We start from the raw sequence: 23,362 nt of genomic DNA, 5'->3' as shown, positions 1-23,362 counted from the left end.
TCTACAAGCCTCCATATGGTTCGTTTGACCCCAAGTAAACCTTCTGAGCTAAACCATGTGAGTAGAGCCGTATGACTCGAACCACGTTCATGAAGGAAATGCTCAGTCAACCGAAGACACCTGGCGCAAGGCACCTGGCTCAAGGCACTTGGTAGAAGGCAAGTGGCAAAGGGCATCCGCCAAAAGGCATCTTTGGGCGTGAAAATGCCATGTAGAGGCAGTAAAAGGCGTTTTCAGCTGTGAAAACGCCTTCTAGCAGATGCCTTGTGCGGCATGCCGCCCGTGCACTGTGTTCCCCAACCCCAGATCCAGACCCAGAGGCGGGGCTGGGGCCCATACCAAGTCCGAGCCGCCGGGTGAATGCGGGGCGGCTGGAAGGAGCTGAGTAGAAATCGCGAGGCGCGGCTAGAAGGAGCCGCCGCGGAAGCCGCCGCCACCGCCGCCCGAGAAGCCACCACCGCCAAAGCCGCCTCCGGAGAAGCCTCCGCCGAAGCCGCCACCAAAACCACCGCTGTGGCCGCGAGAGCTGCCGCCGCCGAGGACTTGGCCCAGCACCATGCCGGTGAGGATATTGCCCGCAGCATCGGTGGCTTGTCGGCGCTGCTCCTGGCGGCGATACGCCTCCAGGTCCGCCTTGGCGCGCCTCAGCGAGGTCTGGGCAGCCGCAGCCGCATCGCGGGAGAAGTTGAGCGCCGCACGCAGGTCCTTGGATGCGGAATTCTGGGCTTGAGCGTAGAGGCGGGTGGCATCGGCAAGCGCGACACGTGCATCGGGGCCCACCACACGGCCGCGGGAGGAGAGCAGGTCCTCGGCTGCCTGGATGGCGGATTCGGCGGCGGCGATTTGCTGGCGGTAGAGCGCGATCTGGCGCTCACGAGTGGAATTGGTCTCGCGGACGGTGTCGAGTTGCTCGTCGAGCTTGGTATCGATTGCCGTCAGCGCGGTGTACTGGCCCAGCGGGTCAGCCTGACCGTTGCTGCGCGCCTGGTCCACGGCGGCTCGCGCCGTGGAGAGCAAGTCCTCCAGCGCGGACCAATCGGCCGGCGAGCCCTGGGCCTTGCCCTGCTGCTCCAGCTGCTGGGCTTCGGCGATTTCGCCTTCGACTTCATCGATGAGCGCCGGCAGGTTGTCCTTGGCAGAAGCGATGGAGTTCTCGGCGTTCTCCACACCGGTGAGTAGTCGGTCGGAAACCTCAAGGGCATGTTCGGCATCGCGAATAATACCCACGAGCGGACCCTGCTGGCCGGCAGGTTGGGACTGCAGCGAACGGCCGCGCTCGAGTAACTTCTCGGCCTCGGAGAGCGAGACCTCCGCCATCTCCGGATTATCCGCGATGGAGGACAATGCCTCCTCGGAATAGGAACCGCCAAGGGCGGACAAGGTGGTACGAGCCTGCGGCAAGCGGCCACGCAGATCAACCGTACGGCGAGTGAGCTCATCGAGTTTGGAGCCAGCGTTAATCAGCAGGTCACGCATCTTGGCGAAGTCCGCCGCCTGCTGGTCCAAAGCGTCATCAGCCTGGCCACAAGAGGAAATAATCTCCACCAGCATCTGGCGGCGCTCACCTTCAGATTTCGGCAGGTTGTCATTGAGCTGCTGCTGCAACTGGAAGGCCTTCTGCAAGGTCAGCGTGGAGTGGTTCATCGCGCGCGTGAATGGGCGGGTACGCTCTGGGCCGAACTCGGCCACTGCGATATCGAGCTCTTCCTTGCCGCGGCGAATGGACTCGTCAGTAGAGACCAACTCTTCCTGCGCCAGCTGAGACAGAGTGGCCAGATCCAGGCGGTCGAGCTGCGAGGTATTCCCCGGCTCAATCTGGCGCGCGGATTCCAACGTGGCTGCCGAGTCCTTTTTGGTTTTGCGCCGGCTAGCCGCCGCAATGCCGCCACCAGCCACCACCAAGGCACCGGCGCCACCAGCCAGCCACAGCCCACCATTGCCGCCGGAGCCGCCGGAAGAGCCAGAGGAGCCGGAAGAGCCAGAGGAGCCAGAGGAGCCAGAGGAGCCGGAAGAGCCGGACGAGGCAGCGTCGACAAGCGCCAGCGCCGACGCCCCATACTCGCGGCCCCCAGCCAGCTTGCCGTACGCCGCGTCATACATCGCATCCAGACGCCCGCGCGGCCACTCCTTACCGGTCTGTACGCCCATTGTGGAATCCTCTACGCCCACCACGTAGGCAGCAGAATTCGGGCCCTTGGCCTTCACAATCTCACCCGCATAGGCCTCCGCACCTTCCGGCAGGGAGGAGGCGAAAACCACGAAAACCACCACGTGGTGTTCCTGCTGCAGGGCTGTAATCTTATCTTCCAACTCGGACTTCTCCGAGCTCGAGAGCACCCCAGCCTCATCCGTCACCTTGTCCTTGAGCGAGGCGGCCTCAGGTGCGGCAATAACGAATTCTGTGGCCAGAGCAGGCCCAGCCGTCGCGCACCCCAACACGAGGGCGGCGAGGGCAGCGCGGCCAATACGAGCAGCAGTAGTCATGCGCACCACGATACCTTCCCGGCGCTAAGGTAGTGAGACAGTGAAATACGTTATTGTCTTAGGCGCCGCGCAGTACGACGGCCGCCCCTCCCGCATCCTGACTGGCCGCGTGCGCTACGCCGCCGAGTACGCCACCGCACACAACCTCCCCATCATCACCGTGGGCGGCAACTTGCCCGGCGACAGGTTCACCGAAGCTGGGGTAGCTAGGGCCATGCTTGCCGACGTCCCCCTTAACGTCACCGCCCTCACCGAAGGCCTCGACACCCGCAGCTCGCTGGTTGCCGCGCGTGAGAAGCTCAACGTGACCGACGCGGTCATTGTGACCGATCCGCTCCATCGCCTGCGCACCTTCCTGATTGCCCGCCAGGAAGGAATCAAGGCCACCGTCCTCGGCACGCCTTATTACCCCTCGCCGCGCTTTTCCATCCCGTGGTGGCGCTACCTAGCCCACGAGGTTGGCGGGCTTATCTATCTGGGCCTGCGCACCGTCGTAGGGGAGGAGCGCTCCGCCGGATTGCGCACGGCCTTCTACCGCATCGAGCGCATCATCCGACCTAACCAGGCCCTGCGCCACCGCGTCATTGGCGCGAGGCAGCCCCAGCAGGATAAGGACAACGCCTAAACTAAAGCCCCGTGAGCTACAACTATTCCGCCGATGACGTCGCCCGCTTGGCCGCCGAGAGCCCCAAAGGCTCGGCCTTAAGTTCCACCGAGGAGCACCGCGGCGCCTTCTCCCGGGACCGCGCCCGCGTCCTGCACTCGGCGGCCCTGCGCCGCCTGGCGGATAAGACGCAGGTCGTCGGCCCCCGCGATGGCGATACCCCGCGTACCCGCCTGACCCACTCCCTGGAGGTCAGCCAGATTGCGCGCAGCATCGGCGCTGGCTTGGGCCTAGACCCCGATCTGTGCGATATGGCCGGTCTGACCCATGACATCGGCCACCCGCCCTACGGCCACAACGGTGAGAACGCCCTCAACGAGGTTGCCCTCGGCGGCTTCGAAGGCAACGCTCAGACCCTGCGCATCCTCACCAAGCTGGAACCCAAAGTCGTCCTCGAGACACCTGACGGCCTGAGCAGCTATGGCCTCAACCTCACCCGCGCCTCTCTCGATGCCGCCTGCAAATACCCCTGGACCAAGACCAACCCCGACGGCACACTCAACCGCAAGTACGGCGCCTACGACGAAGACATCGAGGTACTCGAGTGGCTCCGGAAGGGTCACTCCGACCAGCGCAAGTCCATGGAAGCCCAGGTGATGGACTGGTCAGATGACATCGCCTATTCCGTCCACGATGTCGAAGACGGCATCATCTCTCGCCGCATCTCACTGGGCGTGCTCTGGGACCTAGTCGAGCTGGCCCACCTCGCGGACAAGGGCGCCAAGGCCTTCGGCGGCACCGCCGACGAGCTCCTCGAGGCCGCCGACCGCCTGCGCCAACTGGACATCATCAATGCCATCGGCAACTTTGACTATTCCCTGCGCTCCTATACCAACTTAAAGAAGATGACCTCCGAGCTCGTCGGCCGCTACGTGGGCGCTACCGTTTCCGCCACCCTAGAAGCCAATGACGGTCCGCTCGGCCGCATGAATGGTGACCTCCACGTCCCGCCAGGCGCGGTCGCTGAGGTCACCCTGCTCAAGACCATCGCCGTTCTCTACGTCATGGACGAGCCTGCCCACCTAGCCCGCCAAGATCGCCAGCGCGAGCGCATCTACCGCGTCTACGACTACCTCGTGGCGGGCGCGCCGGGCTCGCTGGACGCCACCTTCGCCTTGTGGTGGAACCAGGCCGAGTCCGATCTGGAGCGCGACCGTGCCATCATCGACCAGATGGCCTCCATGACAGAATCCCGACTCGAGCGCCTAGCCCAGCGCAGCGCCGAGCTCTTCGGATTCCTCAGCTAACGCACGAGCGCTACGCCCTGGTCCTCCAACACCGAAGAAATCCGCGACAAGTCGTCCTGTTCTAGATCAAAGTCGGCTGCAATGATCGCCTGGATGTGCTGCTCCCGCAGGAAATCCGCGAGGTCATCGAGGTTGTGCGGCGCCCCCGCCGCATTGCTGCGCAGACGGCCCAGCGCACCATAGAAATCCTCGCGGCTGCGGATAGCCTCCGTAATGAGAATGCGGTCCATGCTTGTTACAAATCCTTCAGTTCTTACGCACTACTCGGCCTCCGGAATCGTGCAGAAGCTCTCGTAGTGGTCATCGGTGTAGTACCACACGTCCGGGTCCGTCTCACTGCCGCCACCAGTGACGATGCGCTTAGCACCGCGGTGTCCGATGCCCGGGGTATCCACCGTGTATTCGCGATAATAATTCTTATCCTGCTGCGGCAGCACGCCTTCATAATTGCCAAAGCACAGGTTGTCATTGTCCGGATAGTCATAGGGGCCGCCGGCCAGAATGTCCTGCGCGGTCTCCTCCGCCTGCTCAGGCAGGGAGTCCATAGAGCAGGTGGGCAGGTCACCCTCCTCGGAGCCATGCTTGCCGACGTCCCCCTCGTCCCCCTTGTCCGAGGCCTGTTCCGCCCGGCCGCTGTTGCTGCTCCCATCATCGCTCCCGAGGTCGATGCCAAAGTAACCCGCAACGAGCACGAGCACCGCACCGCCAATGAGGGCAGGTAGCGATTTCTTAGAGGGGGAGGACTGGGACATGCCTCCCATCATTGCAGCTATAAGGCCGAAACTGAAATCCCGTCCGCGCGTACTGTAAGCCGCGCGGCAGGCTTCATGGCCATCGATGGCTCCATGTCCATCGCACGGGGTAGTCTGTACGCATGGCACGAGGCAGAATTCCGGACAGCGACATCCAAGCTATCCGTGAACGCGCGCCTATTGAAGAAATTGTGGGCGAATACGTCCAGCTCAAACCCGCGGGTTATGACTCGCTCAAGGGACTGAGCCCCTTCAAGGATGAGAAGACCCCGTCCTTCCACGTGCGCCCGCAGCGCGGCTATTATCACTGCTTCTCCACGGGCAAAGGCGGCGATGTTTTTAGCTTCCTCATGGAGATGGAACAGGTCACCTTCCCGGAAGCCGTGGAGGCCGTAGCCCAAAGAATTGGCTACCACATCAATTATCAAGGCGGCTCCACCGGTGCGCGCGATGAAAAACCCGGCACCCGCCAGCGCCTTATCGCCGCTAACAAGGCCGCGCATGAGTTCTACCGCCAACAGTTAGAAACCCCGCAGGCAGCAACCGGCCGTGAGTTCCTGCTGGACCGTGGTTTTTCCAAGGACATCATCTACGACTTTGAATGTGGATATGCGCCTGAGGGCTGGGATACCGCCACCAAGCACTTGCTGCGTATGGGCTTTTCCTTCGAAGAGTTGGAGGCCGCCGGCATCTCGAAGATGGGCAAGCGCGGCCCCATTGACCGCTTCCACCGCCGCTTGCTGTGGCCCATTAAGGATCTCTCCGGCAATGTCATCGGCTTTGGCGCCCGAAAGCTTTTCGACGATGACAAGCTGGGCAAGTACATGAACACCCCGGAGACCATGCTCTACCGCAAATCCAAGGTGCTCTTCGGCCTTGACTTGGCCAAGCGCAACATCGCGGAGCAACACCAAGCCGTGGTGGTGGAGGGCTACACGGATGTCATGGCCATGTACGCCGCGGGTGTGAAGACCGCCGTGGCCTCCTGTGGCACCGCCTTCGGCGGGGACCATCTCCAGGTGCTGCGCCGCCTCATGCTCGATGATTCCTACTTCCACGGCGAGCTCATCTATACCTTCGACGGCGACGAGGCCGGCCAGAAAGCTGCTATGCGCGCGTTCGAGGGCGAGCAGAAGTTCACCGGCCAATCCTTCGTTTCTGTTGCTCCCGACGGCATGGACCCCTGCGACCTGCGCCTCGAGCGCGGCGATGCCGCCGTGCGCGACCTCGTGGCGGACCGCATACCGATGTTTGAGTTCGTCATTCGCTCGGTCATTTCAGATTTCAGCATCGACTCGGCCGAAGGCCGCCTCCAGGCCCTGCGCCGCGCCGTGCCCGTCGTGGCCCAGATCCGGGACCAACCTTTGCAGCGCGAGTACGCCCGCCGTCTTGCCGGCTGGGTAGGCTGGCCCGACCCGGAAGAAGTCCTCCACCAAGTACGCCAGGAGGCCCGCAAACCTAAAAAGCAGGAGCGCCCGCGCTTTGCCAGCCTGGAGGAAACGTCCTCAGCACCCGCGCAGTCCGCTGCCCCCGTCATGCACATCCCCGGTCCCCGCGAGCCGCACCTGTGGCCACAGCGCGAGGCCCTCAAGCTGGCCCTGCAGTACCCGCAGATCGCCGGCAGCTACTTCGATGGCATCACGGAGGACGCCTATTCCAACGAGGCCTACCGCACCGTGCGCCAAGCCATCTCCACCCTCGGTGGCGTGACCGCCGGTGCCGAACAGCCCGGCGTGGAGTGGCTCGCCGCCGTGGCAGGGGAGATGCCGGATCTTATGGCCCGCAACTTCGTCTCTGAACTGGCCGTGGAACCCATCAAGCTGGGGGAGACCGGCAACCCTAATACCGATCTTGAGGCCTACGCCGATTCCGTGCTCTCGCGACTTCAGGAAGCCCGGGTGGGCGACCAAGTAGCCCAGCTCAAAGCGCAACTAGGCCGCATGCGCCCCTCCGACGACGAAGAGTCCTATAACTCACTCTTTGCGGACCTCGTCGCCCTCGAGCAAGCTCGCCGCGAGCTCAATGACCGCGCCTTCCGCGGCGTACGCTAACTGACGCAGACGCTAATCCGCAGCCATGCGCACGCGCTGTAGCGTGCGCGCTAATCTTCGTCTGGCTCGTAAATCCGATCCGGCTGCACCCCATCCGTGGCACCTTTGGTGCCACGCTTGCCGCGCTTCCCTTTGTTGTAGTCCTTGAGCTCGCGCATGCGAGGGTCCGGATCCAAGCGGTTGGCCACAGCCTTGCGCGCCGAACGCACCGCGGCCTTGGTGGCGGGGGAGTTCACGGCCTTTTCATAAGCGCCCTTAATTTGGTGGTAGCGCTTGCGTCCAGCCTTGGTTCCAAAGACGTATCCGGCGGCAGCGCCCACAACAAATTGGATCATTGGAAACTAGTCATCCCCTTCTTCAGCCGGCAACGAGTACCAGCGGTGGCGTTCACATCAGCGTTCACAGTACGCGCGCAGGCGGCTTTGCTGGCACGTACACGTCTGAGACACAGCCTACCTGCCGCGAGCCTGCAAAGTAAGGCTACGTGGGGAATGGAGAATAGTTTTCCGCTGAGGACTTCCCCTGCGGCCCACCTCACGTTAGGTTAAAAGTGTGGAGACTTCGAAGAGAACGTATGCGGCATCCGCGGCCGTGGCTATGGCTGCGCTACTGACCGCCAGCCTGGGCCCTGTTGAGACCCGTGCGGCCTCCTCTGAGGAAACTCGAGAGGTCAGTGCCGCGGAAGACTAGCGGCACACCATCGCCGTTTACTTTTTCGTTACGTCGCGGACACCTGCAGGGTGTAAGAAATCCCTTATGCCTACATTTTCCCGCGCGCTGGCGGCCCCGATTGCCGCCGTGCTGGTGGCCACCTCCGCCCCGCCCACAGCCTTGGCGGCCGACCTTCCCTTCACCATCCCCGCGCTCGCAGATCCCATGACGGGCTCCAGCACCGGTGAAGCACCAGTACAGCACCTCGGCGCACCCACACCTCGGCCCTTTACCCCGGACTACCTCGTGGGTTTTCCCTCCGATGTCTCGTCCTATCAGTATGGCGTGTACTGGGAAGTGGTGCGGCTTTACGACGACGTGAAGGCCAACCCCGCCACTATGGCCGAGGACCTCGATAAAGCCGTGGCCATCAACAACGCCGCGGCCCACGACGCCGCCCTTATCGCCCGCGCGCAACGCGACGCCGCCGCGGATACCGATGGTGTCATGGCTGCTGTCTCCGATGCTATGGGGCCGGAACTTGGCCAAGCCTTCCGTGATGCCTTAGCGGAGCACCGCCTGCCTAAAACCGAGTACCTTCTGGGCAATGGCTACCTTGCCCGCGCGGGCGGGTTGGCCAGCTCTACTTTTGCCGAAAAGCACTACTTCAAAGCAGCGCGACCTTTCCAGCAGGCTCCGGACCGCATTAACCGGTACAACGACGGCAGGAAGAACTACTACCTGGATTCGCCAGCCTTCCCCTCCGGCCATACCAACCAAGCAGTGTGGGTAACCACGCTATTGGCCACGATGCTCCCGGAAGTCGGCCCGCAGCTGGCTCTGCGTGGCGCTGAGGCAGGTAATCACCGCGTGGTCATGGGCGTGCATTCGCCCCTCGACGTCATCGGTGGCCGCATGACGGGCCTTGCCGCTGCCGCGGATCGCCTAAACGATCCGCGAATGCGCGATGCCCTCCGCCAAGCCGAGGCCGAAATTCGCGCTGAGATTCAGTGGCGCACCGGCAAAGATATCGCCACCCTCGTGTCCGAACAGAATGCCGCCGGCACCACCTACGCCACCGCTACCCAGGCCGCCGAGCGCTATGCGCCCATGGCCGACTACGGCCTGAGCACCGTCTACCACCCGGACGCGCCCATGATCGTGCCCAAGGCCGCACCCGTCCTCCTCGAGGCCGCCCACCCCAACCTTAACTACGAACAGCGCGCCGACGTCCTCCGCCAAACCGCCACCGCCCCCGGCACCCCACTGGATTGGCAGGGCGCAAGCGGCTCCTGGCAGCGCATCAACCTGGTGAAGGCGTTGGGCGCGCAGGTGACTGTGGACGAAGATGGAAATGTCCACGTAGCAGAAGCACTGTAGACTTTTAAAGAAAGTCTCTCCCGGTAAGAATGAAGGAAGTTTATGTCTAAGCCGAAGATTATGACCGTGTATGGAACCCGCCCGGAAGCAATCAAGGTGGCGCCGGTCATCAAGGCGCTGGAGAAGGACGAGCGTTTCGAATCGGTAGCTGTTTCTACGGGCCAGCACCGTGAGATGCTAGAGCAGGTCAACACCATGTTTGGTATTGAGCCAAAGCTGGACCTGCATCTGATGAAGCCCGGGCAGAGCCTGAATGAGATTGTCTCCCGCGCTCTTAAGGGCCTGGATGAAATTATCGATTCTGAGAAACCCGACGTCATTATCTCTCAGGGCGATACATCCACTGCCATGGCGGCAGCGCTTGCAGGTTTCCACCGTGGCGTCAAGATCGTGCACTTGGAAGCTGGCCTGCGCACCGGTGACATTCACTCACCTTTCCCGGAAGAGGCTAACCGCAAACTCATTGGCCAGGTCGCAGAACTCCACCTTGCGCCCACGGCAGGCTCCATGGAGAACCTCCGCCGCGAGAACGTTCGCTCCAAGGACATCGCGGTGACTGGCAATACGGTTATTGATGCACTGCTGGAAGCCGCCAGCTGGGATACCGAGTTTGAGGACTCTGCTCTGCAAGGGGCTGCAGCATCTGACAAGCGCCTCGTCGTGGTCACCACCCACCGCCGCGAGAACCTCGAAGCCATGAAGGAAATCGGCGGCGCTGTCAAGGACTTGGCGGAGGCTTACCCCGACATCAACTTTGCGTTGCCGCTGCACCTCAATCCGAAGGTGCGCGAAGCAGTCCTTCCAGAAGTTGAGTCCCTGCCTAACGTCATCATCACAGACCCGCTGCCATATGACCAGTTCACCAAGCTGCTTGACCGCGCCACCATCATCTTGACGGATTCCGGTGGAGTCCAGGAGGAGGCCCCGGCGTTGGGCAAGCCCGTTCTGGTCATGCGCCAGAACACTGAGCGCCCCGAAGCCGTTGTCGCCGGCACTGTGAAGCTGGTGGGCACTAACCGTAGCCTTATCGTGGCGGAAGCAAAGCTGCTTCTTGATGATTCCGCTGCCTACGATGCCATGGCCAACGCCGTCAACCCGTACGGCGATGGCAAGGGCGCTGAGCGCGCCGTGGCAGCCATTGCTGAGCTTCTCGGCGTGGGCGAGCGCCTCCCTGATTTCGCACCCGATATCGAGGCCTAACCTGAGACTGCGCGGGGAAGACTACCGAGCTTTCCCGCACAGTCATGCGTGACGCCACGTAACATGAAGGTATGGAATCACGCGACATTAAGTGCACAACTCCGCAGCGCACCACAACTTCTCAAATCTTGGCCGATGCGATGGCAGTGGGCCAACTCAGTGTCACCGAATTTGAGGAACGCTCCGACGCCTGTGCGGAAGCAACAACTCGTGGCGAACTGCTTGACTTGGTGTCAGACCTCCTCGAGGACCCCGGACACGTGCTGTTTGGTGGACATGAGGTCCCGCAGCGCAGCGCCCACGAACTCCACACTGCTAGCGCCGACCATGAGCGATCCCCAGTCGTGAAGCGGGCACTAGCCCAAGTTAAACCCGCCGTTCACGGCGCGAAGAGCATGTCCCTCGGCATCTTTGGTGGCTCCACAGTCCGTAACACGCCCATTGCTTCCCACCACACCACCATGGGCATTTTCGGCGGCACTGAGGTGGACCTGCGCGGGGCAGAACTCCAGGAAGACCTCACCACAATCAACGCAGTCGGAGTATTCGGCGGCGTCGATGTCTGGATTCCTGAAGGATTCCGTGTCCGCGTCAGCGGCGTAGGCCTTTTCGGCGGCCACGACATCAAGGTCGAGAGAGGCGCCACCGACCCCGCCGACCTACCCGCCAGCGCCCCAGAAGTCGTTGTGAACTGCTTCAGTCTCTTTGGTGGGGTGGATGTGCACGTCGTGAAGCGGTTGCCATAAGCAATATGACACCATTCTTAACCCAGTCGCAACGGTCGAGGAGTAAAAGCAATTAGGGGCTTGAAGGGAATGGTTGTCTCGTCATTCTATGTAGAACGATCAGACAACCGCGAATCGTTGGCTAAGATTTTAGCGATGTGCAAACCTCGACTTCGGTATTATTCTACTAATCGCAAAGTTGCTTTATTCTCAGAGTTTCCTCTGACATTTCCGGGCACAAACAAATCTCCCAATGTTAATGATGGAACATTCTGTCCCGAGTTCAGTGGCTCGTGATCAATGCCTAGAAGTCTAACGATAACTTCGGGTGATGCATTAGCCCAGAGCCTGCGAAGGGTTCGAGCCGGAGCATCCTGCAAGGAGGCAAGAGCACATACATAACCTTTTGAGTCAGAAGATAATGCAGCTTGCAGAATCACGGAACAGAGCTCCGCTGAAGTGGCGACATCCGAATCAGAAACTGGCTTGAGAATTATCCAGTCAACGGGCAGTCCTTGTGCTTGAAGAAAATCATGGGCATAAGGTTCCTGACTGCTCGGAAAATACACCGTAATGGAGTCGTTCGTGCTATCAAAAAGCGGAACGAATTGACTTTCTGCGTCGAGTTCTTGCGAAGTTCGCGATTCAGAGAATTCATCTAATGCGTTCTCATTGGTTATTGTTCGCTCGTGCGAACCTTTCACCGGAACCCCAGCGCCTCGGAGCGCACAACTAAGTGCGAGATCTAGGCTGACGGCTTCCATCCAGGGATGAACGCTCTTTACGGAGATAGGGTGAAGTTTCAACAGCTCAGTAAGATTGTCTGGGCGAGGCGAACAGACGTTGTCAGCTTTTCGGGCGACATTGATCTCCTCATAACTTATGGCGCTATCATCGCTATGAATGAAAATGGACGGTACACCGGACACACGGCACTTATCAAAAAAGCTGTTGATTGCGATGGATTGTCCGGGCTCTACTGGGGTAAGAGATTCTTTCCAATCGTCTTCCTCAAAAACAGAATCGTGGACGAAGACAGCATCACTGAGGGGGGACACCGGTTTTAGAAGATCTTCAGGTTCAAGGCGTTTAGCGTTTGGATATAGCTTTTGAACGCGGGAAATGAATGAGGAACTAGAAATCACAAAAATAGAAACGTTAGTACTCGTCGTCTCGAGCTCTCCTAGCTCTGGATTCGATGAACTCGAGCTTGAGGAATCAGTTAGAAACTCAGGCAATTCATTCCAGGAAAGAGAACGAATGCCGGATGAATGTGGTTCGCCCTTCGTGATGCATGCGCTGACGTCCTCGATTGGAGCATTAGCGGTTAGAGAGGCCTCTGTCGCGAGCCGTACATCTGCACGGTAAAAAAGACTTTTAACCGTATGCGCGATGTAGTTGTTCGTTTGGTCTTGGTCCTTTGTTAACTCGATGTCATCCCAAACTCCAGCATCATCAATAATCCATGCGCATTTCAGACCAAGTTGATCTGCTGCAAGAAGCGCGGGGAGGGCGATCCACCAAGGTCCCATCGCCACGATTGCAGTCAATTGTTGTTGAACTGCATCGAGAACGATCTGTGATTTAGCAAAATGTATGCCACGATCAAAGCGAATCTGGCGGGGAATATGCAGTCGGGAAGACAGAGAGTTGGCATTGGCATCAACTTGTTGTGATGCTACTTCTCGTCCCTGTTCAGCGGCTGGAAAAATTGAAATATCGATCAGTGTCTCATACCGAACCAATCCAGATCGTATTGCGGATTCAGGTGCCGGTCCCGGTCCACGAACCAAAAGGAACTGTTGTGGTTGCGGGAACTCGGTACCTTTCGCTGTTGTAGGGAGGAAACGATTAAAACGTGACTCATCGAGCGCTAAAAGACCGCGAAAGTACATTTCAACATGTTTTAACGGGGAAGTAGAGTCGCGTGTGATTGGGATATTGTCGTCAAGGATTCCGAGTGCCCCGTCGAAGTCTCGGTGGTGTGCGGCGGTCAAAACTTCGTCGATTACTTGCTGTTCGTGTGGTGGAACCGTTATTTCTCTCTCAGAGAAAGAGGTTTTCTCCGAGGCGAGACTAAAGATCAGATTCAACCATTTAGCTCTGACCTCTGGGATGTCATAGCGTTTAACTGATTCCTTAGCCTCCGCGGAGGCAAGAGCGTAGGCTTCTGGAGAACAGTTGGTAGAGATGACGAACTCTGCGACTGAATTTGTGTCAGCAAAATTGTAATCCGCACCGATGATTTCTTCAGAGCCTTCTCTGTTCCACGCAAGCGGAATAGCTCCTGATGCAGCACCTTCAATTGCGGAGAGGTGAAAGGTCTCGCGGTAGGAAGGTGACAGCATCCACCCAATCTTTTGCATCCAGTTTCCGATATCCGGCGAAAACGGCTCGAAAACGATTCGAGAGAAAATATCAGGATTGTTAGCGATAGAGGCATAGAACGCCCGGTAGGAGTCTTGGTGAGCTGCCTTTTTCCACTCCCACGCATAATCCCAAGGGACGTGACCTTTAATGTGTAAGACGTATCGGCTATCGCTTGTAAGGAGTTTAGTTAACAGCGAAATTGCGCGATCTGGCCGCTTAAGAATTGGAACGATACCGATTAATCCAATGTGGAATCGGGCTTCCTTGACCTTGGTCCTGTCCAAATCAGCGAAGTTTACTGAATTAGAAATTACATGGAGTTTTTCTTTTGGCCATCCTTTCATGTCGATGGCCTTTTGCATGTAGAAATTTGAAGCGAAGACGATCTTGTCGCAGTTCTCCAATACTAATTCGTCGATCCATGGCTGTAGGAGTTCATAGCCGTGGAGGTGTACGATCAATTTTTGATGCGGAAGCAAATTTTGTGAGTACCAAATCGCATTGTAAGACGCGAATTCTGCAATTACGACGTCCGCCCAAGGAAGTAGTGCGCTGCTCTTTTCTGGCTGGGGTTTGGCGTTAGCTTCAAACAAATCGACGCAAAGATCGATATCGGCGCGTTGGATAAGTGAATCAACCAAATCGCCCGCAAACTTGAAGTCAGCTCCAGCCAACAATACCTTCGTTGGGTGTTCTTTGCGGGGAACTCGCGCGTAATCCGCAATGTCATTTTGGAAGACTTCGTACCAAGGTGTGGAGACAAAATCAGTTTTATTTGATTTTATAGGGGAATGCGGAGCGTACAAATCGGAAAGCTTCGGCTTAGGAGATTTAGGCCACCATCGTGTCAAGCCCATCGTCTTTGAAAGCTGCGCAAAATAACTAGACGCAGGATTAGTCAATCCTGATGGCGTCAGCAACAAGGTGGAGCCCTCAACATAATCGCAGTAAACTGCCGGTTCGGCACATAGCTGTAGACCGGGGTAGTCTATCAGACCTGTCTTCCTTAGGGTCTCCTGCAATTCAGGAGACTTAGGATCATTAACACTTGCCAATGTGATGCGCGGGGGGTGCTTAAGAGGCATCGCCTCGTAAGCAATTGAGCGGAAGTCAATCGAGGATAGAGCGTCTAAACCAACAACAGTGTCATAAAGGATGCCGGCACGGGCGTTAGGTGGGTTATCTAGAGGATCATGGAGTTCGAGGCCGAGATGAAACGATGGTAAAAGACGGGTCTTAGATGTGGCCTTCGGCGTCGTCGACTCAATTTTGCTCCGCCGGTTTGAGCTTCCAGTGAGGAGGAGCTTGGAGCCTGTAGCTATTACTTCAATATGCTGGAGATCTTTGGGGGACAGGGTTGAGTCCAAGTAGGGGAAATCGTCACAAATTGTCCAAAGCTTTGTCTGCAGAGATTTTCCTCCTGCAACGTATCTGCCGAGCCACAGGCCCTGAACAAGAACAAAGTCATAGGTGTCGGTATTTGCAAGAGCAACGACCTGTCGAGCTCGATAGCGTGGGGCAACACCGTGCCTATCCATGGATTCGGCGTCTACATGGAGATGTGCGGGAATAACGCTCTCGCAGAGCGGGGCGATGCTCTCTTCAAAATCCCCAAGTTCAGGACTCCTAGAAAGAAAGTCGATGCTTACCCCGCCGGAGTGAAAGAAAGAGAGAAGGCCCTTCGCCCAAGCCCGATTGAGAGCACTAGAAATATCCAGATCTAATGCGACCAAAGCACGCAGGTTTTGTGTAGTCATTATTTCATTCCGTATCGATCGGCTAACAACTTCAAAAGAAAATCCCATACTTCAGATTGTGGGGCGCCTTCTTCCAGATCTTCTGCCGGAATATTCGAGAAATCTACCGTGCAAGTTGACCGAATGTAAGCGCTATCAAATCTAGGTCCATTTGATGGGGTCGGGACAAAATAGACAGCTCGGCCAGTACCACGAGCTACTCGACCAGCTTCGAAGAGCTCAGACGCGAGATGGCTTTGCCCACCAGAGTCAGTCCCAATCCAAGGGCCACGATGAAACGCAGATTCGTCGATCACGAGCCGACTAAAATTTTGGTCGACGATTTGCTCCTTGATTAGCCCAGGTACAGCTAGAACGACCTTATTGTTTTTTGGCCAGGTGCTGAGCATTTCTTGTGTTCCGAGTAACAAAGTAGAGTCAGGCTCGCTTGGGAACATTGCGGCCCCAAGAAAACTCGCAGCGGAAAGACCAAATCGGTTTGGCTTCACTTGGGGGGTGGATGCTCTGCCTAAGGACTCTAGAAGGGCTGTTAAATTCTTGTTCGATTGATTAGCCATTTAAATCGCTCGCAAGGTCGGGAAATTTCTCCTCGACTAAATCCCATAGCACGACTCGGGCATTGAGCGCATCTCCTACGGGTGACTTAACCGTTACCGGCTTAGACGCCAAAATTGAATTTGGTTCAACGAACCCCCAGCTCTTGGCAGAGGATCCAGCGTAGTCGCTCCATTTAGAGGGAAGAAAAGGGTTAACACTATGATGAGATCCGGTTTTCGCGTCGTTGACAATTAAGTAGTCGAGTTTCTCAGTTGTTGCCAAAAACTTTAGGTAAGGCAGCGACGCGTTGAATGAGACTTGGTCTTCGATTCCATCCGCACCAACACCTTCGTACGCGCGGCGGACATAGCTTTCGTGTTGTTTTCTCGACATATTTCTTGGGCGTTGGTTGCCTGGGCCCGTCGGAATGAAGTTCGTAAACACATGAAGGTGTACGCGCTCCCGAAGCTTCACGGGAAGTGTTCGTATTGCCGAAGTCACTTCGGTGATGCTTCGACTGGAATAGAACTCACCAAAGTAGCCAAGGTTCAGCTTAGCTTCGTCGACTTCGTAACCCGAGTCCTCGCGAAGGTAATATGTGCGCGGCAGCGTTGGATGATTAGAAACGACCGCTCTTTCTACGACTCTTTCTCGCAGGGATGGACATGAAATCCGGCTGACCATCTCTTTCATTTGGTTCGAATTTGTGAACATAATTTCGTCCGCGAAGGCGTACACCAAGTGTTCCGCGAGGGAGAAGATAGAGAATTCCAAGCAACTCAGTTCGGGATATTCCTGTTCCAGCTCTTGAATGAACTTGTCTGACAAGTCGTCCTTCGGGACCTTTCCGCCGCGTGGTAACCCCTCGACGTCAAGGGACATTGGATCTGAGAACTCTGCGATCCAATGAAGCTCTGGGTGATTCTCTTTGAATAGCTTGGCTGCAAACATGCTGGGGGCCCACATTGCCCGCGAGTACAGTACAGCATACGAAGCGCCAGCGGAAACTCTTTTCTCTGCGTAGTCGCATGCCTTAATCGCGAAAGTTTTGAACGGTTCCCATGATGCCCAGGAGGGAGCAATAGGGAGAAAGTGCTTTGATGCTATGTACGGTTCAGCAATGCACTCAACGGAGAGGTCCTGTTTCTTTCGATGCAGAAAGGAGCAGGAAACAACATCGAAGGTTGTCTCAAAGTTGCGTAAGCGCTTTGAAGCGACTGTTGCCCCGGTATCTTGAAATGGTGAAAAATTATATAGAAACGCTATTCCTTTAGCCTCGGGGATGACTTCACGCCAAGGGATATCCCGGTTAGGTTTTGCTTGAAGGATATCGGAAAGAGCTTTGCGATTTTCGGGGGAGTGCGAAACATCGGCGATTGCACGTTTAATAATATCCTTCTTGACTTCTTGGATGAGGCGCTTGTTTTTTAGGTTTGATTCAGAATCAAACGACTGGTTGAGGCAATCAATAATGTCACCGACATGACCGTAGGTGATCCCATCCTCGTAAATTGGAGCTGAGAATGCCCCTTCCGCGCTTTGTGCGGTGTTATTTAGCTGGGATTGGATAAAAACCGAAGTCGGTTGAGGTAGGAGGACGTCACTATAGTTCGAGGATTCTTGCATAGGAAGTGCTTTAGTGAGAGAGCTCTTTACGGGTTGTTTCATTCAGAAGGCGGGCAAGGCGTGCTTCACGGTGGACTGCCATTGCGTGTTGGGCGAGCTCCTGAAGCTCAGCCTTCGTTTCGTTTGTGACTTGGTCTTGTCGCGTTTGCGCAGATTCGAGACTGTTGATTAACGATTGAGTTGATACCAGCGCACCTTCAATTTGTTGCAAGTACTGTGCCTGGGTAGTGGCGCTAACTGGAGGCTCATGGGAAATAAGTGTGCGCGTGGCTGCAAGCTGGCGGCGCATACGCAGATGTCCGATGGCGGGCACTACAGCCAGGGCGATAGCGATGAAGCCAATACCAGTTTCCAAATGCTGAGCAAAAGCGAGGATGGCTCCCACGAGTGCACAGATGAAGTGCGCTATAAGAGCCGTGAGATATGTCAGCTTGCCGTTTGATTGCATAATGTCTCAGCTTTCCTAACCGGATTCAATGGAAACAGGGATCAACTAATCCGCGATACTGTTGTCAAATATCAGCTTTCCTTCGGCAAAGGCGCAGAGCTGATTAACTTCGAAAGCAGTCGAGTTCCCAGCGAAAAACGCGTAATAATGTCATGCCGTATGTTATCACTTCACATATAGAAGAGCAGCCGGGCTCTGACTTCAAAATGGGTGTGCAAAGCCCGTAGGCTGCATGCTCTCTTTGCAGGGAAGAATAGTATCAATCCTAAACCGCTTTAGGCTCGGAGCGCTGGGCATCAACAGCCGACCGGTTGAAATCGGGATCAACTCTGATGTCAATCGCATCGGAGGCGCTCCCCGACGCCATGCGGAGAAAGTTCTAGCAAAATGCCGGAGTAGTTGTGTGCGCACAGAGTTACCCCTAGTGTCTCGCTGCAGATCGCCGATCGGCATGTTTCGGGTAGGAGTAACTAGCCAAAGCCGAATTTTTTACAATGAGGCTAGGACCGTGTCGCCCAAGAAACATGCAGTCTGGTCTTTTGTGATAGCGCTATTCCAGGCAGATAGCCTTGACAGGCCTGATCTTCGACGTATCTATTCTCGGGGGAGGGCAGGCCAATGCCTACATTTCACAGGGATAGAAAGGAAGGTCATCAAACAGAAAAGAGCCCAAACGGCAGTGAGGCCGGGGAACAACGAACCTAGGCACATTTTTGGCTTACCCACCTGGAGCCAGACCCGCCAAGCCCCAGAGCCAGACACACATTTTGACCCTTAACCCAAAAGCCGCCTGTTTCCAGGCGGCTCATTTGCTCCTCCAACTGGGCTCGAACCAGGTAGAGTAATTAAGGTAGAAATATAAAATACCTGCATATAAACGTTTATTGACGACATTGAACGCCATTGAACGTCAATCAGTGCCAATAGATGTAGCATGTATGTAGCACGCAAGGAGGAGCGCATGCCACAATCACGAGGACGCCGCGCACGGTGGGGGTCAATCAAGAAATTGCCCTCCGGACGCTGGCAAGCGTCTTACCCGGACCCGTCAGCAGAAGGCACCCGCAAACGCATCACAGGACCAACCACATATGACAGGCGTGCAGACGCAGAAGTGTGGCTCGCCAGCGAACACGCCCTCATAGCCCAGCACGCATGGACACACCCACGCGAACGAGAAGAGACCCAAGCACGCGAGGCGGCAGAACGACAGCGAGGTGCAGTCACGTTCAAGCAATACGCAACACAATGGGTTGACACCCGCACGAACTCACAGGGAGATAGGCTCGCCAGCAGAACACGCGAGGAGTACAGGCGCTATCTCACCGACAGGCTCAGCGTATGGGCCGACATGCCGATCAACGCGATCACGCCCGACCAAGTACGAACGTGGCACGCAGAACAACTCAAATCCGGCAAGAAGACGTCTGTAGGACGCCAATACGACCTGATGAAGAGCGTGTTGAAGACCGCCGAGGAAGACGGACTCATAGCAAAAAACCCGTGCAGGGTACGCGGCGGGTCGAAGACATCCACAGAACTCACCGTGACGGCACCAACCGACTCAGAGCTAGACATCATTATTGAGGCGATGCCTGAACACCTTCGCTACCCAGTCATTACTGCAGCAGCGGCGGGTTTGCGCTGGGGAGAGATACAAGCACTGACACGTGATGACTTCACGGTCACACGGGACGAACGCGGCGAGATCGACGCCGTGCACATCAACGTGGACAAGGCAGAGGTACGACTCGCAGGCGGCACCCGCGAAGTCAAACGGCCCAAGTCACGAGCCGGAGTGCGCAGCGTAACTGTCTTCGGCAACGACGCACGATCAATCGCAGACCACGTAAACACGCACGGAGACCAACTGCTCAACGTTACCTATTCAGGTTTCCAGTACCACTGGCGAAAGGCGCGAACACAAGCAGGACGCCCAGACCTACACTTCCACGCATTGCGGCACTACTCAGGCACACGGTTTGCACAGGCAGGGGCTACACTCGCAGAGATCATGGCATGGCTAGGACACTCAGACGTCGCCAGCGCGATGCACTACCAAGAAGCCGCAGAAGAACGCATGAACGAACTCGCACGACGCGCCGCAAGGAACTAACGAGACGAACACAAACCCGCCTCAGAACGAATGCTGAGACGGGTTTCTTACCGCCAGAGACCGAATTGAGGCACTACTGCCGACGAACCCTAACAGACCTCAGAAGACCGTACAGGGCGTGTAGCAGGGCTACAGCTAGTCGTCGTCTCTGATCAATTTCGCAGCACGGTAGACCACCGTGCTGTCGATGTCGGCCTGGACACGCCGCGGCGCGCGCTCGCCCCAGAGGACGACACCCTTACCGAACAGCGGCAAGAACTGACCGGTCAGCGCAACGCACTGCTGGGTACCTGACCCCCGGACAGTGGACACGTCGGGGGTTAGCTATGCTGCTTTGGTCAGTGTAGCTGATGTGAGTGCTTCGAAGGCATCGGGAGCTAGAAGGTTGCACCACGAGTGTCGCCGGCGCGTGTTGTAGCGCATGCACCACCGGAAGACTTCCTGCCGGCAGATAATGGGATTGTCAAAGACTTTCCTATCACGTAAGACTTCCCGCTTTAAAGTAGCGTTAAACGACTCTGCTAGGGCATTATCCGCACTCGTTCCTACCGCGCCCATGGATTGGCGCACACCCAACGACGAGCAATAGCTCCTAAAGGCTTGTCAGCTGTACACACTGCCGTGATCGGAATGGAATACAGCCCCGTCAAGACTGCCACGCACACCGTGCGCGCGGGCTATTGCATCGACGACCAGTGACACTCGCATCTGACAGTCTGCGAGCGAATAACCTGCAAGTTTCCGTGAATACGTGTCAATGACTGTGGCCAAATACATGTTCTTGCCACCCTTACAGGGCAGGTAGGTAATGTCGCCAACATAAATGCGGTTCGGCTCGGTGGCTGTGAATTTACGGCCTACTAAGTCCGGCATGACACGGTGGCCAGGCTTGCGCCTGGTAGTGGCACATCGGCGGCGCTTGGTAAAGCCTTTAAGTCCCATGGATTTCATGATGCGTGCGACTTTCTTGTGATTTATCGGGCCGAAATTCGTATCACTGTTGAGGCTTGCAGCGATGCGTTTAGCACCATAAAGCCCGTGCTCATCATCGAAGATGGTTGTAATTCTCGCACCAATAAGGGCATCGGAACACATCTTTAACCTGAGCTTTTCACGGGTTTGGACCCATTTATAAAACGAGGAGCGATTGAGCTTTAAAACGTGGCACATCCGTGTGAGCCGAGTATTCGGTTTGGTGGGCATAGACAAACTGGAAGCGGATCACCAGTGACCTATAAAGCGACTATCCTATACCGGTCTGGCCACCGGCGGTGATCGCCCGATAGAGGTAGCACCACCTGCCGCCGACCCGGATATAGGTCTCATCGACCCGCCAGGAACTGGCCTGGCAGTCAGGTACCTGCCGGTACCACCGTGTTTGCTTGTCCAGCTCAGGGGCGTATTTCTGGACCCAGCGGTAGATCGTGGTGTGATCGACCGGCACGCCCCGCTGAAGTCATCATTTCCTCCAGATCGCGGTAGCTCACCCCGTAGCGGCAGTACCACCTACTGCCCACAGAATGATGTCACGGGGGAAATGACGACCGGAGAAGATACCCATGGCTGTGATTATTTCACGTCACTCTTCCTACTGCCCCAACTGTGCAACAGCACCAATAAACTGGCGCCCCGGTTATAAGTTGGGGCGCCAAGTCGATGTGCTCGAGTCGGGGGATGTTAGTGGCCGGTGTCAAGCCGGCCAGACAGTCGGTTCAGCCGGTCCTGACTGGGGCCGTCGAGCCCGATAATGGACACGGTTTTGCCTCTGTCCTGGAACTTCTGCGTAATCGCGTCAAAGGTCGCGACCGTGGAGGCATCCCAGATCTCCGCCTCAGTGAGATCAATAGTGATATGACGGGCAGAATCGGTGTAATCAAAGCGATAAACCAGGTCATTGCTTGATGCCCAAAACAACTGGCCATGCACCCGGTAGGTACGAGTATCAATCTCGCCATCGCCGTCGCCGTCGATATCGGAGACCTTTTCAATGGAAACGATATGTGCCACCCGACGGGCGAACATGATCATCGCGGTGACCACACCCAGCACCACACCAATGGCCAGGTTGCTGGTGGCTAGGGTCGCAATAATCGTCACGGCCATAACAATGGTCTCAGAGACCGGCATGAGTTTAAGGGTGCGTGGATGCACCGAGTGCCAGTCGATGGTGCCGACCGAGACCATGATCATGATTGCCACCAGCGCAGCCATCGGGATCATGCCAACGATGTCGCCCAGTGCCAGGACCAGGACCAGCAGGAACACACCGGCTAACAGGGTGGATAGGCGGGTACGTGCCCCGGATTCGCGGACGTTGATCATGGTTTGACCGATCATCGCGCAGCCGCCCATGCCGCCGAAGAAACCGGAGGCAATATTAGCCACCCCCTGTCCCCAGGATTCGCGAGTTTTATCGGAATGAGTGTCGGTGATGTCATCGACGAGCTTGGCGGTCATCAACGATTCCATGAGACCGACCACGGCCATGGCCAGGGCATAAGGCGCGATGATCTGCAGGGTCTCCAACGTCCACGGCACGTTCGGAATAAACAGGGACGGTAAGGTCTCCGGCATCTTGCCCATGTCCGAGACCGTCGGGACAGTCAAACCGGCGGCAATGACCAAACCGGTGAGCACGATAATCGTGACCAGCGGGGCGGGGATCACACTGGTGAGCTTGGGGAAGAAAATCATGATCACCACACCCAAGCCGACGAGTGGGTAGACCATCCAAGGCACATCAATGAGGTGTTCGAGTTGGGCGGTGAAAATCATAATGCCCAGTGCATTGACGAAACCCAGCATCACCGATCGGGGGATAAAACGCTGAAGTTTCGCCACACCGAGGGCTCCGAGCACGATTTGTAGGACACCGCCCAACAAGACGGTGGCGATGAAATAATCTATCCCGTAACCACGCGCCACAGGAGCAATGACTAGGGCAATAGCCCCGGTGGCGCCGGTTATCATTGCCGGGCGGCCACCGGTAAAGGCGATCGCAATGGCCATGACTACCGAGGAAAACAGACCCATGGCTGGGTCAACACCGGCAAGGATGGAAAAGGCAATGGCCTCAGGGATCAGCGCCAGGGATACCGCCAGTCCGGCCAGAATCTCTATACGGATACGGGCGGGGGAAGAAAATGCGTAACGGAAGGATGCGATGATCCCGGTAGGGGCATCAGCGCCGTCTGGACTCAGGAGGGGGCGGGGGGCCGCCGTGCTAGTTTCAGTCATAGATGTCCAATCTTTGAGGGGATAGGTAACTGGGCGAACGCCCGAAAGGAATCCAACCCTCTAGTAACTTTAGGTTTGGTGATGGTGGTCATGGTAGCGGGAGTTTTACTCAACCGC

Annotated in this window: 19 protein-coding genes and 2 pseudogenes; 9 read left to right on the top strand and 12 right to left on the bottom strand. The window is 57.0% G+C overall.

Annotation, left to right across the window (positions count from 1 at the left end):
- Positions 1–405 precede the first annotated feature (405 nt).
- Positions 406–2,484, bottom strand: coding sequence for a TPM domain-containing protein (locus NX84_RS10105; protein ID WP_039676341.1), 2,079 nt, complete (start codon positions 2,482–2,484; stop codon positions 406–408).
- 40 nt (positions 2,485–2,524) lie between these two features.
- Here NX84_RS10105 and NX84_RS10100 point away from each other — a divergent pair, with 40 nt between their 5' ends.
- Positions 2,525–3,109, top strand: a complete 585-nt coding sequence (locus NX84_RS10100) for a YdcF family protein (protein ID WP_039676340.1) — start codon at positions 2,525–2,527, stop codon at positions 3,107–3,109.
- An 11-nt stretch (positions 3,110–3,120) separates the two neighbouring features.
- Positions 3,121–4,395 carry a deoxyguanosinetriphosphate triphosphohydrolase gene (locus tag NX84_RS10095; RefSeq protein WP_039676339.1) on the top strand — a complete coding sequence of 425 codons (1,275 nt, stop codon included), beginning with the start codon at positions 3,121–3,123 and terminating at the stop codon, positions 4,393–4,395.
- Here NX84_RS10095 and NX84_RS10090 read toward each other — a convergent pair.
- Entirely contained in the window at positions 4,392–4,625 is a 234-nt protein-coding gene (locus NX84_RS10090) for a hypothetical protein (RefSeq protein WP_039676338.1), read from the bottom strand. The genes NX84_RS10095 and NX84_RS10090 overlap by 4 nt on opposite strands.
- A 30-nt stretch (positions 4,626–4,655) precedes the next feature.
- Positions 4,656–5,147, bottom strand: a complete 492-nt coding sequence (locus NX84_RS10085) for a guanyl-specific ribonuclease (protein ID WP_039676337.1) — start codon at positions 5,145–5,147, stop codon at positions 4,656–4,658.
- Between the two features lie 122 nt (positions 5,148–5,269).
- Here NX84_RS10085 and dnaG point away from each other — a divergent pair, with 122 nt between their 5' ends.
- Positions 5,270–7,198, top strand: a complete 1,929-nt coding sequence (dnaG, locus tag NX84_RS10080; RefSeq protein WP_039676336.1) for a DNA primase — start codon at positions 5,270–5,272, stop codon at positions 7,196–7,198.
- A 50-nt stretch (positions 7,199–7,248) separates the two neighbouring features.
- Here the strand turns inward: dnaG and NX84_RS10075 are convergent, their stop codons facing one another.
- Positions 7,249–7,533 carry a hypothetical protein gene (locus tag NX84_RS10075; RefSeq protein ID WP_039676335.1) on the bottom strand — a complete coding sequence of 95 codons (285 nt, stop codon included), beginning with the start codon at positions 7,531–7,533 and terminating at the stop codon, positions 7,249–7,251.
- Between the two features lie 217 nt (positions 7,534–7,750).
- On the opposite strand from NX84_RS10075, the gene NX84_RS12835 reads away from it, so the two are divergent.
- From NX84_RS12835 to NX84_RS10060, 4 genes are all read left to right on the top strand, one after another.
- Entirely contained in the window at positions 7,751–7,888 is a 138-nt protein-coding gene (locus NX84_RS12835) for a hypothetical protein (protein WP_156126962.1), read from the top strand.
- A gap of 66 nt (positions 7,889–7,954) precedes the next feature.
- Positions 7,955–9,229: a phosphatase PAP2 family protein gene (locus NX84_RS10070; protein WP_039676334.1), complete on the top strand. Its 1,275-nt coding sequence runs from the start codon at positions 7,955–7,957 to the stop codon at positions 9,227–9,229.
- Between the two features lie 42 nt (positions 9,230–9,271).
- Positions 9,272–10,429 (top strand): non-hydrolyzing UDP-N-acetylglucosamine 2-epimerase, encoded by a 1,158-nt coding sequence (gene wecB / locus NX84_RS10065; RefSeq protein WP_039676333.1) that lies wholly within the window; start codon positions 9,272–9,274, stop codon positions 10,427–10,429.
- 71 nt (positions 10,430–10,500) lie between these two features.
- Positions 10,501–11,175, top strand: a complete 675-nt coding sequence (locus NX84_RS10060; protein WP_039676332.1) for a DUF1707 SHOCT-like domain-containing protein — start codon at positions 10,501–10,503, stop codon at positions 11,173–11,175.
- A gap of 158 nt (positions 11,176–11,333) precedes the next feature.
- Here the strand turns inward: NX84_RS10060 and NX84_RS10055 are convergent, their stop codons facing one another.
- The 4 genes from NX84_RS10055 to NX84_RS10045 are packed head-to-tail and all read right to left on the bottom strand — an operon-like array spanning position 11,334 to position 17,892.
- Positions 11,334–15,281, bottom strand: coding sequence for a glycosyltransferase family 4 protein (locus NX84_RS10055; protein ID WP_039676331.1), 3,948 nt, complete (start codon positions 15,279–15,281; stop codon positions 11,334–11,336).
- Positions 15,281–15,838, bottom strand: coding sequence for a hypothetical protein (locus NX84_RS12830; RefSeq protein ID WP_126297615.1), 558 nt, complete (start codon positions 15,836–15,838; stop codon positions 15,281–15,283). Before NX84_RS12830 ends, NX84_RS10055 begins: the two co-directional genes overlap by 1 nt.
- A complete protein-coding gene (locus NX84_RS10050; protein WP_039676330.1) occupies positions 15,831–17,444 on the bottom strand; it encodes a hypothetical protein in 1,614 nt (537 codons plus the stop codon). Before NX84_RS10050 ends, NX84_RS12830 begins: the two co-directional genes overlap by 8 nt.
- Before the next feature lie 10 nt (positions 17,445–17,454).
- Positions 17,455–17,892: a hypothetical protein gene (locus NX84_RS10045; protein ID WP_039676329.1), complete on the bottom strand. Its 438-nt coding sequence runs from the start codon at positions 17,890–17,892 to the stop codon at positions 17,455–17,457.
- Positions 17,893–18,826: 934 nt separating this feature from the next.
- On the opposite strand from NX84_RS10045, the pseudogene NX84_RS13340 reads away from it, so the two are divergent.
- Both NX84_RS13340 and NX84_RS13015 read left to right on the top strand, forming a co-directional pair.
- A pseudogene (locus NX84_RS13340) lies at positions 18,827–19,027 on the top strand (hypothetical protein); the annotation flags it as partial.
- 411 nt (positions 19,028–19,438) lie between these two features.
- On the top strand, positions 19,439–20,008 hold the full coding sequence (locus NX84_RS13015; protein ID WP_158093101.1) for a tyrosine-type recombinase/integrase: 570 nt from the start codon (positions 19,439–19,441) through the stop codon (positions 20,006–20,008).
- A gap of 324 nt (positions 20,009–20,332) precedes the next feature.
- Here NX84_RS13015 and NX84_RS13335 read toward each other — a convergent pair whose 3' ends face one another.
- The 4 genes and pseudogenes from NX84_RS13335 to NX84_RS10025 all read right to left on the bottom strand — a co-directional run bounded on the left by NX84_RS13335 (position 20,333) and on the right by NX84_RS10025 (position 23,245).
- Positions 20,333–20,566 carry an integrase core domain-containing protein gene (locus NX84_RS13335; RefSeq protein ID WP_082013961.1) on the bottom strand — a complete coding sequence of 78 codons (234 nt, stop codon included), beginning with the start codon at positions 20,564–20,566 and terminating at the stop codon, positions 20,333–20,335.
- A 45-nt stretch (positions 20,567–20,611) separates the two neighbouring features.
- Positions 20,612–21,211, bottom strand: a complete 600-nt coding sequence (locus tag NX84_RS10035; protein ID WP_082013960.1) for an IS3 family transposase — start codon at positions 21,209–21,211, stop codon at positions 20,612–20,614.
- Between the two features lie 52 nt (positions 21,212–21,263).
- Positions 21,264–21,569, bottom strand: a pseudogene (locus tag NX84_RS12825) (IS6 family transposase); the annotation flags it as partial.
- 116 nt (positions 21,570–21,685) lie between these two features.
- The gene (locus tag NX84_RS10025; protein WP_039676327.1) at positions 21,686–23,245 is read right to left on the bottom strand and encodes a SulP family inorganic anion transporter; all 1,560 of its coding nucleotides are present in this window, start codon (positions 23,243–23,245) and stop codon (positions 21,686–21,688) included.
- Between the last annotated feature and the right edge of the window lie 117 nt (positions 23,246–23,362).

Source organism: Corynebacterium minutissimum (genome assembly GCF_000805675.1).
GTDB lineage: Bacteria > Actinomycetota > Actinomycetes > Mycobacteriales > Mycobacteriaceae > Corynebacterium > Corynebacterium minutissimum.
The sequence above is the reverse complement of the archived record's forward strand: the minus strand, read 5'-3'. Positions and strand labels throughout refer to the sequence as shown.